Origin of the sequence: Brevundimonas sp. NPDC090276, from assembly GCF_044772165.1 — a bacterium.
GTDB lineage: Bacteria > Pseudomonadota > Alphaproteobacteria > Caulobacterales > Caulobacteraceae > Brevundimonas.
Window position 1 is genome coordinate 461,948 of record NZ_JBIVYK010000002.1, and the last position, 14,765, is coordinate 476,712.

Sequence of the window (14,765 nt, forward strand, 5' to 3'; positions counted from 1 at the left end):
GAGCAAGCTTAAGAGGAGCCCATCATGACCACGGCGTTTTCCATCGGCGAGGCTCTGGCCTCCGGCTTCAGGTTGACGAAACGCAGGCCGCTGCAGGTCTGGGCCTGGGGCGTCGCGTCCGTGGCGCCGTCGCTGCTGGTCGGGGCGCTGATGCTGCGCCTGTTCGGGGCGATGACGTTGGAGGGCATGGCCTCCGATGAGCCCTCGCCCGCCATGATCGCGCAGATGATCCAGTTTCAGGCCCTGTCGGGGCTGGCGAACATCCTGCAGGCGCTGATCTGGGTCGTGGTGACGGCCGCGATCTTCCGCGCCGTCCTGTTCCCCGAGCGTTCGGCGCCGTTCGCCGGCCTGAAGGTCGGCATGGACGAGGTGAGGGTCGCCGTCGTCGGCCTGGCCCTGATCGTGGGCTTCTACGCGGCGGCCATCGTGATCGCCCTGGTCGCCTTCGCCGTCGGCGTCGGACTGTGGTTCGTCTCGGAAGCGGCGGCGGTCGCCGTGGGCCTGCTGGTGGCGCTGGCGGCGGGACTGGCCGTTTGGTGCGTCATCCTGCGGGCCTGCCTGATCATGCCCGCCAGCGTGGCCCTGGGCGACTTCGCCTTTGTTCAGGGCTGGAAGCTGTCGAAGGGGCAGGTGCTGCGGCTGCTGGGACTGAGCCTCGCGATCATCGCGGTCGTGCTGGCGATCGAACTGGCCCTGCTGGCCGTCATCGCCGTCGTCCTGTTCCTTGTCGCGGGGATTAACGTCTTCAGCCTGGCTGCGATGCTGGAGAATGGCGCGCCGCCGACGGTGAACTGGGGCGTGCTGATCCCCTGGGCGCTGGCGGCCTTCGTGCCGTTGTCGTGGCTGCAGGGCTTCCTGAGCACGGTGACGATGGCGCCCTATGCCGAGGCCTGCCGGTCGTTGCTGGCGCAAGCGCCGCAGGACGAAGCGCGTCCGGTTGCGCTAGGCTGAGCGGGAATCGAGGACCCTGCATGACTTTTCCCGCCACCGACTGCGCCTTTGAAGGCTTTCGCCTGACGCGACGCGCGCCTGTCGCCGTCCTGTCCTGGGCCGCAGCCTATGCCGTCTTCATCGGTATTCTGTTTCTGCTGGTGGGGCCGCACTTCGTCACGGTCCTGTCGGTGATCACCGAGATGCAGGCACAGGGGCAGACCGAGCCTTCACCGGAAGACGTGGAGCGGCTGATGCAGGCCTATGCCGCCATCATCGGCTGGGCCATGCCGCTGGGGCTGCTGTTCAGCGCCGTGATCAGCACCGCCATCGCCCGGGCCGTTATCCGTCCGGACGAGCGCAAGTTCGGCTATCTGCGCGTCGGCAAGGACGAGTTTCGGGTGCTGGGGGCCAGCCTGATCGTGTCCCTGATCATGTTCGTGGTGTCGTTCATCGGCTTCATGATTGCTACCGTGGCGATGGCGGGGGCCATGACCCTGCCGGCGCTGTGGCTGGTCGTGGTTCTGTTGTCGCTGGCGATCATTGGCCTGCTGATCTGGCTGTCGGTCCGGCTCAGCCTGGTTGTGCCGGCGACCTTCGCCGAGGGGCGGGTCGTGTTGAAATCGGCCTTCGCCATGACGGGCAAGAAGGTGTTCTGGCCGCTGCTGGGCATGGCGATCATCGCCGGGGTCCTGGCCATGCTGGTCGGCCTTCTGGGCTCAGCCGTGGCGGCGCCGCTGAGCCTGATGGTCGGCGGGAACGAGCGACTGGTCGCAATGGAGGGGGCGAACGTCGCCGGTCTGCTGAGCGCTCTCGGGCCCATGCTGGTCGTATCACTGGTGGTCCAGGCCGTCCTGTCGGCGGCCCAGATCGTGATCATGTACGCGCCCTTCTCGGCCGCCTATCTGCAGCTCAAGGGTGCGCCGCGCGCCTGATGAGGCGAGACGCCTGACCGGGTCGGTCAGGCGCTTTTGCGGGCACGGGGCTTCTTCTCCGCCTTCTGCACTTCAGGCAGGGCGGCCACGCGCGCCTTGCGGCGCTCTTCGTGGCGGTCCAGCACCTCCTTGAGGTACTTGCCCGTCCAGCTGGCAGGGTTGTCGGCTACCTGTTCAGGCGTGCCGAAGGCCACGATCTCGCCGCCGCCGTCGCCGCCTTCGGGACCGAAGTCCAGCAGGTAGTCGGCGACCTTGATGACATCCAGATTGTGCTCGATGACGACGATGGTGTTGCCGTTGTCGACCAGTTCCTGAAGCACCTCCAGCAGCTTGCGGGTGTCCTCGAAATGCAGGCCGGTCGTCGGCTCGTCGAGGATGTAGAGGGTCTTGCCGGTGGCGCGGCGGGCCAGTTCCTTGGACAGCTTGACCCGCTGGGCTTCGCCGCCCGACAGGGTGGTGGCCGGCTGGCCGACCTTGACGTAGCCCAGGCCCACGCGCTCCAGCGTCAGCATCTTGTCGCGGATCGAGGGCACGGCGTTGAAGAAGCGTGCGGCCTCTTCAACCGTCATGTCCAGAACATCGGATATGCTCTTGCCCTTAAAGACAATTTCCAGGGTTTCGCGGTTGTAGCGCTTGCCCTTGCAGACGTCGCAGGTGACGTAGACGTCGGGCAGGAAGTGCATCTCGATCTTGATGACGCCGTCGCCCTGACAGGCCTCGCAGCGGCCGCCCTTGACGTTGAAGCTGAAGCGGCCGGGGCCGTAGCCACGGGCCTTGGATTCCGGCAGACCCGCGTACCAGTCGCGGATCGGGTTGAAGGCGCCGGTATAGGTCGCCGGGTTCGAGCGCGGGGTGCGGCCGATGGGCGACTGGTCGATGTCGATGACCTTGTCGAACTGCTCCAGCCCCTCGATCCGGTCGAAGTTGGCGGGCGCGTCCGAGGCGTTGTGCAGGCGGCGGGCGGCGGCCTTGTACAGGGTCTCGATGGTGAAGGTGGACTTGCCGCCGCCGGACACCCCGGTGACGCAGGTGAACAGGCCGACCGGAATCTCGCCGGTGACGTTCTTCAGGTTGTTGCCGGTGGCGCCGCTGATCTTCAGCATCCGCTTGCGGTCGACGGGGCGGCGGCCTTCGGGCGGCAGTTCGATCTCGCGCGCGCCGGTCAGGAACTGGCCCGTCAGCGATTTCGGGTTGGCCATGACCTCGGCGGGCGTGCCCTGGGCGCAGATCTCGCCGCCGTGGACGCCGGCGGCCGGACCCATGTCGATGACGTAGTCGGCAGTCAGGATGGCTTCTTCGTCATGCTCGACCACCAGGACCGAGTTGCCGAGGTCGCGCAGCCCCATAAGGCTTTCCAGCAGGCGAGTGTTGTCGCGCTGATGCAGGCCGATGGAGGGTTCGTCCAGGACATAGAGGACGCCGGTCAGGCCTGAGCCGATCTGCGAGGCCAGGCGGATGCGCTGGCTCTCGCCGCCCGACAGGGTGCCGGAACTGCGCGACAGGCTGAGGTAGTCCAGGCCGACGTTGTTCAGGAAGCGCAGCCGGTCAGTGATCTCCTTGAGGATGCGGCGGCCGATCTCGCGCTGCTTGGCCGTCAGGTGGTCGTCCAGGGTGGTGAACCACAAATAGGCCTTGGAGATCGACAGCCAGCTGATCTCGGCGATGTCGGCGCCGCCGACCTTTACCGCCAGAGCCTCGGGCTTCAGACGCTTGCCGCCGCAGACCTCGCAGGGCGTCTCGGACTGATAGCGGCCCAGTTCCTCGCGGACCCAGGCGCTGTCGGTCTCGCGCCAGCGGCGTTCGAGGTTGGGTAGGACGCCTTCAAAGGCCTTGGCGACCTCGTACTTGCGGGCGTTGTCGTCATAGACGAACTTGATCTTCTCGCCGCCCGAGCCGTGCAGGATGACCTTCTGGGCCTGTTCCGGCAGGTCGCGCCAGGCCTTGTCCATCGAGAAGCCGTAGTGCTGGGCCAGCGATTGCAGGGTCTGAGTGTAGAGCGGCGAGGGGCCACGCGCCCAGGGGGCCACCGCGCCCTTGTGCAGGGTCTTGTCGCGGTCCGGGATCACCAGATCGGCGTCGAAGGCCAGCTTGACGCCAAGGCCGTCGCAGGTCGGGCAGGCGCCGAAGGGGTTGTTGAACGAGAACAGCCGCGGCTCTATCTCGCTGATGGTGAAGCCAGAGACGGGGCAGGCGAACTTCTCGGAAAAGACGATGCGGCGCGGCTCTTCGCCCTCGGGGGCGGTGGCCCATTCAGCAGTGGCGATGCCGTCGGCCAGGTTCAGCGCGGTCTGGATGCTGTCGGCGTAGCGTGGCTCAAGACCTTCTTTGGTTACAATGCGATCTACAACGATGTCGATGTCGTGCTTGAACTTCTTGTCGAGCGCGGGGGCGTCCTCGATGGCGTAGAATTCGCCGTCGATCTTCAGCCGCTGGAAGCCCTGGCGCTGCCACTCGGCCATTTCCTTCTTGTACTCGCCCTTGCGGCCGCGAACGACCGGGGCCAGCAACAGGATGCGCTCTCCGTCGGGCAGGGCTGTCAGCTTGTCGACCATCTGGCTGACGGTCTGGCTCTCGATCGGCAGGCCGGTGGCGGGCGAATAGGGCACGCCCACGCGCGCCCACAGCAGGCGCATGTAGTCGTGGATTTCCGTGACCGTGCCGACCGTCGAGCGCGGGTTTTTCGAGGTCGTCTTCTGTTCGATGGAGATGGCCGGGGATAGGCCCTCGATCAGGTCCACGTCCGGCTTGCCCATCAGTTCCAGGAACTGACGCGCATAGGCCGACAGGCTCTCGACGTAGCGACGCTGGCCCTCGGCGTAGATGGTGTCGAAGGCCAGCGAGGACTTGCCCGACCCCGACAGCCCGGTCATCACGACCAGCTTCTCACGCGGGATATCGACGTCCACGCCCTTGAGATTATGCTCGCGGGCGCCGCGAACGCGGATGAAATTGTGTTTTTCGGTCATGGGCCCGGAAACGGTAAGCGGGAACGCGGGAGACCCCGAAAACGGTCCGGGGCGACGACGCTATATGGGGATCAATTCGCCCGAAACAGCAAGAACAATATGAGAACTCGCGTGAGGCTTGCGTTCGACAAGCTTGACCTTAAGGTCCGCGCTTTCGGGGGGAGAATGTCATGCGTATTCTGAAATTGGCGGTAGGGATTGCAAGCGTAGTCGCGCTGGGTGGGTGCAATTTTCATACGACCCTGCCGACATCGGATCCGGCGCTCAATGCTGAAGCCGATGCATTGTTTGAAGATCTGGCGCATGGCCGTGACGACGCGGTGATCGCTCGTATGTCGTCTGCGAACAAGCCGGCCGAAATCCGGGCCCAGTTGCCGATGCTTCGCAATATGGTCAGTGAGGCCAATCCGCCCGAACCCACAGTGGTGGGGACGCGAAAGACAAGCGGCACGAGCGGCGAAGTCTATGAGGTGCAGCAGGACTACGCCTATTCCGATCGCGTAGTTCACGCCTACACGACCTTGATCAAGGAAGGCGGCGCTTGGAAGGTTCAGGCCTTCAACATTAATGCGCAGATGAAGCCGTCGAGCGCTGAGCCGTCTGCCTAGTCGCCGGGCGTCCAGGCGGGCTCAGGGCGGCGGTAGCGCTCCCCCGGACCGACCAAAACGCCGCTGGCGTTTGCGACGCCCAGTTCCAGGCTTTCAGCGATGCGGCGGGCGCGGACGATGAAGTGGTCGGCGGCGACGGGCGGGCAGAGGTCGCGGGCGGTGGCCTCGAAGATTTCGAGCCAGCGGTCGAAGTGGCGGGCGTCGATGGGCAGAGGCAGGTGCTTCGGCATGGGCCGGCCCTGATAGACGCCGGTGGACAGGGCGACCGAGGACCAGAAGAGCTTCATCTGTGCCAGATGCGGGCCCCAGTCCTCGATCCGTTCGGCGAAGATCGGGCCGATGAAATCATCCTCGCGGACGCGGGCGTAGAAGCCTTCGACCAGGGCGTCGATCAGGGCCTCGTCGATGCCGGTCTCGTCCCGGATTTGCTGGACGGCTGCGGCGCGGCGGACGGCGGCCTCGGCCCGGTCGGGCAGGGGCTTGTCAATGCGGAAGGCGACGGTTCGGTCAGACGCGGTCATGGGCTGAAGATAGGCGCGCCGCGCTGCGTTGCAAAAGCGCAGCAGGAGAATTGGGGTTGCGCTGCGAAAGATCAGCACCCATCCTTCTAATCAGCCAACGTATTTGACGAGGAGGCACGACGATCATGATCAGCGCTCTGGAAATCGGTTTCGCCCTTTCCGCTCCGCTTTTCGTGCTCGCCTATGTCCTCGCTCAACCCAAGCCCAAGCCCGTCCGCATCCGCACTCGTGACGCTCAACAGCGTCGCGGCCCGCACGCCTGACGGTCACACCCTATTCGATAATCTGAGCCTCGCCTTCGGGCGCGAGCGCACGGCCGTCGTGGGCCGCAACGGCGTGGGCAAGACCACGCTGCTGCGCCTTGTCGCCGGTCTGGCCGAACCCGCCGAGGGGACGGTGGCGCGCGCCGGAACGGTCGGCTGGCTGGCGCAATCCTATGAGCCAGCGTCCGGCGAGACCGTGGCGGAGACCCTCGGCGCGGCGGAGCCTCTGGCCCTGCTGGCGCGGGTGCTGGCGGGGGATGGCTCGGTCGAGGACATGGCTGAAGCCGACTGGACGCTGGAGGCGCGGCTGGATGAAGCGTTGGGGCAGGTCGGTCTGGCCGGGCTGGCGCTGGACCGGCTCATGAGCAGCCTGAGCGGAGGCGAGCAGACCCGGCTGCGGTTGGCCGGGCTGATGCTGGCGGCGCCGGACCTTATCGTTCTGGACGAGCCGACCAACCATCTGGATGTCGAAGCGCGGGCCTTGGTGGCTGAGGTTGTGGGGCGCTGGCCGGGCGGGGTGCTGACGGTCAGTCACGACCGGGGGCTGCTGCGGCGGATGGACCGGATCGTCGAGCTGTCGAGCCTGGGGGCGCGGACCTATGGCGGCGGCTGGGACCTCTATGTCGAGCGGCGGGACGCCGAGCGGGCGGCGGCGGAGCGCGATCTGGAAAGCGCCGAACGTGAGGTCGGACGCGCGGCCCGCGAGGCGCAGACGGCGCTGGAGAAGAAGGCCAAACGAGACAAGGCGGGACGGGCGCATCGGGCGGGAACGTCAGATCCCAAGATCCTGCTGGACGCCAGGGCGCAGCGAGCCGAGGAATCCGGGGCGCGTGAGGGGCGGCTGGCGGAGCGTCGGCGCGCGGAGGTCGAGGCGCGGTTGGTGGAGGCGCGTGAGCGGGTCGAGCGGGCGCGGTTGCTGTCCGTGCCCATGCCTTCGACCGGGCTGGCGGCGGGGAAGGCCGTGCTGGCGCTGGACGAGGTTGAGTGGCGCAGTCCTGAAGGCCGATTGATCGTCGGGCCTGTGTCGCTAGGGCTGACGGGGCCGGAGCGGGTGGCGATTACGGGGCCGAACGGAGCGGGCAAGACGACGCTGCTGAAACTGATCTCGGGTCAGTTGCAGCCGACGGGGGGGCGGATCGAACGGCCTGTGACGGCGGCCCTGCTGGATCAGGCGGCGGCGATCCTGAAGCCGGACGAAACCCTGATGGAGGCCTGGCGAAGGCTGAATCCCGAAGGGACGCCGAACGACGCCCATGCGGCCCTGGCGCGGTTCCTGTTCCGCAACACGGCGGCGCACCGGACGGTGGGGACCCTGTCAGGCGGCGAGCGGCTGAGGGCGGCGCTGGCCTGTGTGATGACGGGGGCGAAGCCGCCGCAACTTCTGATTCTGGACGAACCGAGCAACCATCTGGATCTGGACTCGATCGCCGCCATCGAGGCGGCGCTGGCGGCCTATGACGGGGCGCTGGTGATCGTCAGCCATGATCGGGACTTCATGGACAATGTGGGGGTTGATCGGGAGGTGCGGTTGGCGCGGCCGCTTCCGTGAGCTGTGGCGTATGACGCCAAAGAACTGGATCCGGCGTCCGCCGGGATGAGCGGGGGCAAGGGGGCGCGGACCTGTCAAAGACCGCTCCCAATCTGGCAGAGGCTGGGATCAGGGCGTGTGACGTCGCTTCGAGCGCCCCCGATCTGCTGAGATCATGGGGATTGAGGTGATAACTCGTGATCTCTGTGTCAGCCCCAGGCTTCGACCACGCCCTGGCGGCGGGCGCGAATGGGGACGGGGCCGGTCGTGACCGGCTCGGCCTCGGCGCGGCCGAAGAGCCAGCCCTGACCATAGTTGACGCCGAGGTCCTGAAGGGCCTGGGCGGCGTCCTCGGTCTCGATCATCTCGGCGATGGTGGTCATGCCCAGAGAGCCGCACAGTTCGACAAGGTGGCCAATCAGGGTGCGCGTGCGGGCGTCGCCGTCGATGTCGCGCACGAAGGCGCCGTCGATCTTGACCGCGTCGACCGAGAGGCCACGCAGATAGTCGAAGGCGGCGGAGCCCGCGCCGAAATCGTCGATGCAGACCTTTACCCCCGCGTCGCGCAGGGCGCCGAGGCGGCGGTTGGCGGCGGCGATGTCAGCCAGGGCGGCGGTTTCGGTGACCTCGACGATCAGGCGCCTGCGGTTGTCGGGCTCGGAGGCCGTCATTTTCAGCAGGGCCGTGACATAGGCGTCGTTGGCGAGCGAGGCGCCGGAGACATTGATGGCGATCTTGAGGAGGCCTGAGCCGGGCTGGCGCAGGCGGTGGACGATCTTTTCGGCCACGGCCAGATCAAAGCTTTCGATCAGAGCCAGTTCCTCGGCCATGCGGATGGCGGGCGCGGGCCCGCCTGACTGGCCGAAACGGGCCAGGGCCTCGAAATGGTGCACGGCCCGCGTCTTCAGGTCGACGATGGGCTGATAGAAGAGGGCGAATTCCTTTTCGCGGACGATGCTGCGGAAGCGATCGGCGTCCTTCAGCGTGCGCGACAGGGAATCGGCGAAGCTGAGTTCAGGCTGGGCGGCGTTGTCCTTGAGGCAACCCTCGATGGCGAAGCGCATGGCGCGCAGGGCGCACAGGGCGTCCGAGCCGACGGCGGTTTCGCTGGCGCGCGAGGTCAGGGTCAGGCCCTCGGCCAGCCCGGCTTCGCGGACCTCGGCTTCGAGGTCGCGACCGTCGTCGGCTTCCTTGATCAGGGCGTATCGGTTGGCGGTCAACTGACCGGCGCTGAGGCCGTCGTGGGAGGCCGCTTGCAACCGTGCGCCGATGCGGGCGGCCAGGCGTTCGCTGGCCAGATCGTCTGCAGCGCCGAGGCCCTGAACCTCGATGAAGGCCATGGCCAGCCGCTGCAGGGCGGCGCCGGTCTTGCCATTCAGGCTCTCGCGGGCAAGCGCCATGAAGCCCTCGGCGTCCGTCAGGGGGCGGGCTTCAAGGTCCTCCAGCACGAAGGGCTCGCCCTGCCAGGTGAGGGCGCAGGAGACGGCGGGGGCGAGGTCCGGCAGGACGAAGGCGCGGAACAGGGCGCGACGCACGCGGCCGTCCCCGCAGTCGGCAAGAATTTCCAGCGGCAGGCTGCGCGCTCCGCCGGTCAGGCTGCGAAGCGCCTCCAGGACCGCGGAGCGACTGGAAAAGGACAGCAGATCAGCGAAGGGGCGGCCGATCCAACTGGCCGTAGATTGTCCCGCCGTCGGCCCGGCGCCGAGCGCGAAGGTGATCTCGGCCTTGTCGTTCACCTCGACGAGGGCGTCGGCGGCGGCGAAGGCCAGACCAAGAAGACGGGATTTCAGGTTCATGGACCGAGTTTGCCCGGGCGGCCGTTAAGAAAAACCGGATTGGCGCCGAATTCCCTGGCTTGATCAGGCCTTGCGGTTCAGAGCCACGGCGCGGCCGTCGCCTTCGGTGGCGCGACCCGAGGCGCCATAGCCGACGCCCTGGGCGCGGGCGCCCGCGACTTCGGCGGCGATGGTGCGGACCAGGCCCTCGGACACCTGACGGGCGGCGTCGACGGTTGAGGCGTGTTCGGCCAACACGCTTTCAAAAGACTGGGTCGCCGCGATCAAGGCCTCGCGAAGATCGGCGGGAATGACCGTCAGGAAGGCAGGCGCGGCCTTGGCCTGGGCCGACTCGCGACGATAGAGGTTGGCCAGTTCCTGGGTCTCGGCCATGCCGCTGGCGACGTCCTGGGCGCGATGGGCGCGAAAGGCGGCGCTTTCGACAGCGAGGCGCTCGGTCAGGGCCTGGGTCAGGTTGATGAGTTGGCGGGCGCGCAGGGTGGAGGTTTCGACGTCGGGGGTCACGCGGACTGTTCCTGCATCTTGAGCATTTCGGACATGACGGTGTCGGCCAGGCCGATGCCGCCGGCCTTGACCGTCTGCTTGGCCATGGCGTCGAGCAGGAAGCTGCGCCAGGTTTCCTCGGCGCTGCCGCCGCCGAAGGCGCCGTCCGTTTCCAGGCCTTCGAACATGGGCTTGAACATCTGGGACAGGAAGCTGGCCTCGAAGTCCTGGGCGGTCTTGCGCATCTGTTCCGGCGACTGGCCGCGATGAAGCGTCGGGTTGATCGGGTTCAGGGCGTTGGCGGCGACGGGCAGGACGTCCATCACATGACCTCGATGTCGGCTTGCAGGGCGCCGGCGGCCTTGATGGCCTGCAGGATGCTGATCATGTCGCGCGGGCTGACGCCGAGGGCGTTCAGGCCGTTGACCAGGGTCGACAGCGAGGTCCCGCCGTTGACGATCCGCATCTGACGGCCGGTCTCTTCCTCGATCGAAACGTTGGACTGCGGCACAACGACGGTCTGGCCGCCGCGGCTGAAGGGCTCGGGCTGGCTGACCAGCGGGTTTTCCTGAACCGAGACGGTCAGGTTGCCCTGGGCGATGGCGACGGTGGAGATGCGCACCGCGTCGCCCATGACGATGACGCCGTTGACCTCGTCGATGATGACCTTGGCCGGGGCGTCGACGCGGACCGGCAGGTTCTCGACCTGGCTGATGAAACCGGCCATGCCCATGGTCTGGGGTGAGCGGACGGCGACGACGGTGCCGTTCTCGGCCAGGGCGCTGTTGGGGTAGGCCTGATTGATGACGGCGGCGACGCGCTGGGCCGTGGTGAAGTCGGGATTGCGCAGGGTCAGGCGCACGATGGGCATGGCGGACAGGTCGAAGCCGGTCTCGCGCTCGACCACGCCGCCCGAGGCGATGCGACCCGCCGTCGGCACGCCGCGCGTGACCGAGGAGCCGGAGCCGCCCGAGGCCGAGACGGCGCCGGTCTGAACGGACCCTTGCGCCACCGCGTAGATCTCGCCGTCGGCGCCTTGCAGGGCCGTGACCAGAAGCGTGCCGCCCAGGAGGCTCTTGGCGTCGCCCATGGCCGAGACGGCGACGTCCAGACGCGAGCCCGGAGTGGCGAAGGGCGGCAGGTCGGCGGTGATCATGACCGCCGCCACGTTCTTGGTGTTCAGGTTTGCGCCGCGGATATTGACGCCCTGACGCTCCATCATCCCTTCCAGAGACTGGCGGGTGAAAGGCGAGTTGCGGAGGCTGTCGCCCGTGCCGTTCAGGCCGACCACCAGGCCGTAGCCGACCAGCTGGTTGGTGCGGACGCCTTCGACCGAGACGATGTCCTTGATCCGCGACTGAGCCTCGGCCGCGTTCGGCGCCGCCGCCAGAATCAGGGCGGCGGAAGCGGAGGCGATGAGGGCGGTGAGCAACTTCTGCATGCGACAGACGTCCTGTTGAGGCGTTCACGATTAACCATGCGAAGATCGTGCCGCCTGAAAAACGTATTGAATTCAATGCTTGCTGTGCGAGGTGCAAATGTCCTGCGGCAGAATCTGCCGGGGCGTTAACCAAGCGGTGACCCTCGTGGCCGATGGTGCAGGCTGATCGGGAGCATGGATCATGAAGGTCACCGGCCCCTCGGGCGCGACATCGACGCAAGGTTCACGGCCCGCACGCGCGGCGGGCGGCTTCAGCCTGCCGGCCAGCGGGGCGGCGTCCGGGCCGGCTTCCGCCGCCGCGACCAGCGCCGCATCCAGCGTGGCGGGCGTCTCGGCCCTGATGGCCCTGCAGGGGGTCGAGGATGCGACTGAGCGTCGGCGCCGGGCGATTCGGCGCGGCGGCGGGCTTTTGGACCGACTGGATGAGCTGAAACTGGCGATGCTGAACGGTCAGGACGGGGCGCCGGCGCTGGAGCGGCTGGCGCGGACCCTGCGCGAGGAGCGGCCCGAGGACGCCGATCCGGGCCTGAACAGCGTGTTGGATCAGATCGACCTGCGCGCCGCCGTGGAAATGGCCAAGGCGGAAGCGGCGCGGGCGCGGGCCTAGAAGCCCCGGGAAACACGACGGAAACGCCATGTGAGCGGCGCGGGTGAGGATATTTTGCCACACTCTCGCCGCATTAATGAACCTCTGCCATATCACGGACACGCGAACGCCATTGCCGCGACTCTCCGGCTTGCCTATACGGCCAGTGCGCCGCAGGGGGGCGCAGACAAATGAGCGTGAGTGCGATGAACGCATTAGCGTCTGTGATCGAGGGGGATATGGTCCAGTACCGTCCCACCGACGACGAGCCGTTTATGAACGAGCGGCAGCTAGCCTATTTCAAGGCCAAGCTTCTGGCGTGGAAGGATGACATCCTCCGCGAATCCAAGGGCACTGTCGTTAATCTGAAAGCCGAAACCGAGAACCACCCTGATCTGGTGGACCGGGCCTCGTCGGAATCCGACAGGGCGCTGGAGCTTCGGACCCGCGACCGGCAACGCAAGCTGATCTCCAAGATCGAGGATGCGCTGCGTCGGATCGAGGACGGTTCCTACGGCTATTGCGAAGACACCGGCGAGCCGATCGGCCTGGGTCGACTGGAAGCCCGTCCGACGGCGACCCTGTCGGTCGAGGCCCAGGAGCGGCACGAACGCCGCGAAAGGGTCCATCGCGACGACTGAGCCGCCGTCACCGACAAGGTGACGAAAAATTCGGGATATTTCCCCAGTTGAGCCATGTTGCGCTGCAACATGGGTCTTGATCGGCAATGTTCTGCTGTCGGTCAGCTCAATCAAGGATGTTTCATGACCCGTATTCTCGTCTCCCTGTCGGCTGTCAGCCTGCTGGCCCTCGGCGCCTGCGCCCAGACCTCGGCGCCGAAGCCGGTGAGTCCTGGGGTCGATCAGGTCATTGAGAAGGTCGTCTTCGTAGCGGCCGAGACCCAGCCCTGCACCGCGGGCGTGGCCCGCACCACCTGCCTGCAGGTGCGGGAGGCCGTCGATCAGCCCTGGACGCTGCACTACTTCGGCTATGAAGGCTTCGAGCATCAGGCGGGCGTGGAATACCGCCTGCGCGTTCGCGGCACGCCCGTCGCCAACCCGCCGGCCGACGCCTCGTCGGTGCATTGGTCGCTGGTTGAGATTCTGGACAAGAAGCCCAAGCGCTGATTGGGATTTGGACGGCGCCTCTCTTGACTTCGGTCGAGACGTGATCGACCTAGGCCCCTGTCGGAACGGCGTCGCGTCCTGCGGGGTGCGACGCCTTTTCGGCGTTTTCAGAGACTGGACGCTCTGCCCGGATCGCCAAGGTTCGCGGCGGGCCGCCCGGCCGCCTTCGCTTTCAGGCTCGCAGGATCCTCATGTCCGTCAAGGTTCGTTTCGCCCCGTCGCCCACGGGTAAGCTGCACGTCGGCAATGTCCGCACCGCTCTGGTGAACTGGCTGTTCGCCAAGGGGCAGGGCGGCTCGTTCGTTCTGCGTATCGACGACACCGACCTGGCGCGCTCGACCCAGGAGTTCGAGGACGGCATTGAGACCGACCTGACCTGGCTGGGTCTGGTCTGGGACGAGCGTTACAACCAGTCCAAGCGGTTCGACCGCTATGAAGAAGCCGCCGCGCGCCTGAAGGCGTCGGGCCGGCTCTACGCCTGCTATGAGACCTCGGAAGAATTGGATCGCCGCCGCAAGGTGCAGTTGTCGCGCGGCCTGCCGCCCATCTACGACCGTGCCGCGTTGGACCTGACCGAGGCCGAGAAGGCGGCCTATGAGGCCGAGGGCCGTCGTCCGCACTGGCGCTTCAAGCTGGAGGGCAAGCGCGTCGCCTGGGAAGATCTGGCGCGAGGCCACGCCGAGGTGGACACCGCCTCGATGTCGGACCCGGTGCTGATCCGCGAGGACGGCCTGTTCCTCTATACCCTGCCGTCGGTCGTCGACGACATTGACATGGACATCACCCACATCATCCGGGGCGAGGACCACGTCACCAACACCGGCGCGCAGATCGAGATCTTTGAGGCCCTGGACGCCAAGGTTCCGGGCTTTGCGCACATGCCGCTGCTGGTCGGCGCGGACGGCACGGCCCTGTCCAAGCGTCTGGGCTCGCTGTCGATCAGCGACATGCGTGATGAAGGCTATGAGCCCATCGCCATCACCAGCCACCTCGGCAAGATCGGCACCTCGGACAATCTGGAGATCGCGGCCTCGGTCGAGGCTCTGGGCCAGTCCTTCGCCTTCTCCAAGATGGGCCGCTCGCCGGCGCGTTATGACACCGCCGATCTGGACCGTCTGAACGCCCAAGCCCTGCACGCCATGGGTTATGCCGAGGCGCAGCCGCGTCTGGAGGCGCTGGGCGTCGATCTGGGCGAGGTCTTCTGGGACACCGTCCGTGGCAATCTGAACAAGTTCGCCGACGTGGCCGACATGGCCAGGATCGTCACCGGCCCGGTCACGCCAGTAATCGAGGACCCGGCCTTTGCGGCTGCGGCTCTGGAGGTTCTGCCTCAGGTCATCGACGCGGGTGCATGGTCGGCCTGGACGACTGCGGTCAAGGAGAAGACCGGCGCCAAGGGCAAGGGCCTGTTCATGCCGCTGCGTCTGATCCTGACCGGACAGGCGCACGGACCGGACATGGCGGCCATGGCCCCCCTGATCGGCCGCGAAGCCATCGTGCGTCGCCTGAAGGGCGAGGCGGGCTGAGCCCTCAGGCTTAGCCGGATACAAGAAAGGCCGTCTTCTCTCGAAGGCGGCCTTT

The 14,765-nt window shown here is 66.8% G+C and carries 14 protein-coding genes; 8 read left to right on the forward strand and 6 right to left on the reverse strand.

The window, feature by feature from the left end; all coding sequences use genetic code 11:
* Positions 1-24 precede the first annotated feature (24 nt).
* Both ACIQTU_RS08045 and ACIQTU_RS08050 read left to right on the forward strand, forming a co-directional pair.
* Positions 25-951 carry a hypothetical protein gene (locus ACIQTU_RS08045; RefSeq protein WP_400544991.1) on the forward strand — a complete coding sequence of 309 codons (927 nt, stop codon included), beginning with the start codon at positions 25-27 and terminating at the stop codon, positions 949-951.
* Positions 952-971: 20 nt separating this feature from the next.
* Complete coding sequence (locus ACIQTU_RS08050; protein ID WP_400544994.1) at positions 972-1,865, forward strand: hypothetical protein; 894 nt, start codon at positions 972-974, stop codon at positions 1,863-1,865.
* Between the two features lie 26 nt (positions 1,866-1,891).
* On the opposite strand, the gene uvrA is transcribed toward ACIQTU_RS08050, so the two are convergent.
* Positions 1,892-4,831 (reverse strand): excinuclease ABC subunit UvrA, encoded by a 2,940-nt coding sequence (gene uvrA, locus ACIQTU_RS08055; protein WP_400544997.1) that lies wholly within the window; start codon positions 4,829-4,831, stop codon positions 1,892-1,894.
* A 170-nt stretch (positions 4,832-5,001) separates the two neighbouring features.
* Here uvrA and ACIQTU_RS08060 point away from each other — a divergent pair, with 170 nt between their 5' ends.
* A complete protein-coding gene (locus ACIQTU_RS08060) occupies positions 5,002-5,439 on the forward strand; it encodes a hypothetical protein (protein WP_400545000.1) in 438 nt (145 codons plus the stop codon).
* Here ACIQTU_RS08060 and ACIQTU_RS08065 read toward each other — a convergent pair.
* Complete coding sequence (locus ACIQTU_RS08065; RefSeq protein ID WP_400545003.1) at positions 5,436-5,960, reverse strand: group III truncated hemoglobin; 525 nt, start codon at positions 5,958-5,960, stop codon at positions 5,436-5,438. The genes ACIQTU_RS08060 and ACIQTU_RS08065 overlap by 4 nt on opposite strands.
* A 183-nt stretch (positions 5,961-6,143) precedes the next feature.
* On the opposite strand from ACIQTU_RS08065, the gene ACIQTU_RS08070 reads away from it, so the two are divergent.
* The gene (locus ACIQTU_RS08070; protein WP_400545006.1) at positions 6,144-7,772 is read left to right on the forward strand and encodes an ABC-F family ATP-binding cassette domain-containing protein; all 1,629 of its coding nucleotides are present in this window, start codon (positions 6,144-6,146) and stop codon (positions 7,770-7,772) included.
* 188 nt (positions 7,773-7,960) lie between these two features.
* Here ACIQTU_RS08070 and ACIQTU_RS08075 read toward each other — a convergent pair whose 3' ends face one another.
* The 4 genes from ACIQTU_RS08075 to ACIQTU_RS08090 form a co-directional block, all read right to left on the reverse strand.
* Positions 7,961-9,547: an EAL domain-containing protein gene (locus ACIQTU_RS08075; protein WP_400545009.1), complete on the reverse strand. Its 1,587-nt coding sequence runs from the start codon at positions 9,545-9,547 to the stop codon at positions 7,961-7,963.
* Positions 9,548-9,610: 63 nt separating this feature from the next.
* Positions 9,611-10,051, reverse strand: a complete 441-nt coding sequence (locus ACIQTU_RS08080) for a flagellar basal-body protein FlbY (RefSeq protein WP_400545012.1) — start codon at positions 10,049-10,051, stop codon at positions 9,611-9,613.
* Positions 10,048-10,353 (reverse strand): rod-binding protein, encoded by a 306-nt coding sequence (locus ACIQTU_RS08085; RefSeq protein ID WP_400545015.1) that lies wholly within the window; start codon positions 10,351-10,353, stop codon positions 10,048-10,050. Before ACIQTU_RS08085 ends, ACIQTU_RS08080 begins: the two co-directional genes overlap by 4 nt.
* The gene (locus tag ACIQTU_RS08090; RefSeq protein ID WP_400545018.1) at positions 10,353-11,471 is read right to left on the reverse strand and encodes a flagellar basal body P-ring protein FlgI; all 1,119 of its coding nucleotides are present in this window, start codon (positions 11,469-11,471) and stop codon (positions 10,353-10,355) included. Before ACIQTU_RS08090 ends, ACIQTU_RS08085 begins: the two co-directional genes overlap by 1 nt.
* 181 nt (positions 11,472-11,652) lie before the next feature.
* Between ACIQTU_RS08090 and ACIQTU_RS08095 the strand changes: the two genes are divergently transcribed.
* From ACIQTU_RS08095 to gltX, 4 genes are all read left to right on the forward strand, one after another.
* Complete coding sequence (locus ACIQTU_RS08095) at positions 11,653-12,078, forward strand: flagellar assembly protein FliX (RefSeq protein WP_400545021.1); 426 nt, start codon at positions 11,653-11,655, stop codon at positions 12,076-12,078.
* A 218-nt stretch (positions 12,079-12,296) separates the two neighbouring features.
* Positions 12,297-12,698: an RNA polymerase-binding protein DksA gene (dksA, locus tag ACIQTU_RS08100; RefSeq protein WP_400547070.1), complete on the forward strand. Its 402-nt coding sequence runs from the start codon at positions 12,297-12,299 to the stop codon at positions 12,696-12,698.
* A gap of 123 nt (positions 12,699-12,821) precedes the next feature.
* Positions 12,822-13,184, forward strand: coding sequence for a DUF4377 domain-containing protein (locus ACIQTU_RS08105; protein WP_400545024.1), 363 nt, complete (start codon positions 12,822-12,824; stop codon positions 13,182-13,184).
* Positions 13,185-13,375: 191 nt separating this feature from the next.
* Positions 13,376-14,710 (forward strand): glutamate--tRNA ligase, encoded by a 1,335-nt coding sequence (gltX, locus tag ACIQTU_RS08110; protein WP_400545027.1) that lies wholly within the window; start codon positions 13,376-13,378, stop codon positions 14,708-14,710.
* Positions 14,711-14,765: the final 55 nt, after the last annotated feature.

Excerpts from the sequence above, each read along its gene's own strand:
- ACIQTU_RS08045 (WP_400544991.1), top strand. The coding sequence starts at position 25 with ATGACCACGGCGTTTTCCATCGGCGAGGCTCTGGCCTCCGGCTTCAGG.
- ACIQTU_RS08050 (WP_400544994.1), top strand. The coding sequence starts at position 972 with ATGACTTTTCCCGCCACCGACTGCGCCTTTGAAGGCTTTCGCCTGACG.
- uvrA (WP_400544997.1), bottom strand. The coding sequence starts at position 4,831 with ATGACCGAAAAACACAATTTCATCCGCGTTCGCGGCGCCCGCGAGCAT.
- ACIQTU_RS08060 (WP_400545000.1), top strand. The coding sequence starts at position 5,002 with ATGCGTATTCTGAAATTGGCGGTAGGGATTGCAAGCGTAGTCGCGCTG.
- ACIQTU_RS08065 (WP_400545003.1), bottom strand. The coding sequence starts at position 5,960 with ATGACCGCGTCTGACCGAACCGTCGCCTTCCGCATTGACAAGCCCCTG.
- ACIQTU_RS08070 (WP_400545006.1), top strand. The coding sequence starts at position 6,144 with ATGTCCTCGCTCAACCCAAGCCCAAGCCCGTCCGCATCCGCACTCGTG.
- ACIQTU_RS08075 (WP_400545009.1), bottom strand. The coding sequence starts at position 9,547 with ATGAACCTGAAATCCCGTCTTCTTGGTCTGGCCTTCGCCGCCGCCGAC.
- ACIQTU_RS08085 (WP_400545015.1), bottom strand. The coding sequence starts at position 10,353 with ATGGACGTCCTGCCCGTCGCCGCCAACGCCCTGAACCCGATCAACCCG.
- ACIQTU_RS08090 (WP_400545018.1), bottom strand. The coding sequence starts at position 11,471 with ATGCAGAAGTTGCTCACCGCCCTCATCGCCTCCGCTTCCGCCGCCCTG.
- ACIQTU_RS08095 (WP_400545021.1), top strand. The coding sequence starts at position 11,653 with ATGAAGGTCACCGGCCCCTCGGGCGCGACATCGACGCAAGGTTCACGG.
- dksA (WP_400547070.1), top strand. The coding sequence starts at position 12,297 with ATGGTCCAGTACCGTCCCACCGACGACGAGCCGTTTATGAACGAGCGG.
- ACIQTU_RS08105 (WP_400545024.1), top strand. The coding sequence starts at position 12,822 with ATGACCCGTATTCTCGTCTCCCTGTCGGCTGTCAGCCTGCTGGCCCTC.
- gltX (WP_400545027.1), top strand. The coding sequence starts at position 13,376 with ATGTCCGTCAAGGTTCGTTTCGCCCCGTCGCCCACGGGTAAGCTGCAC.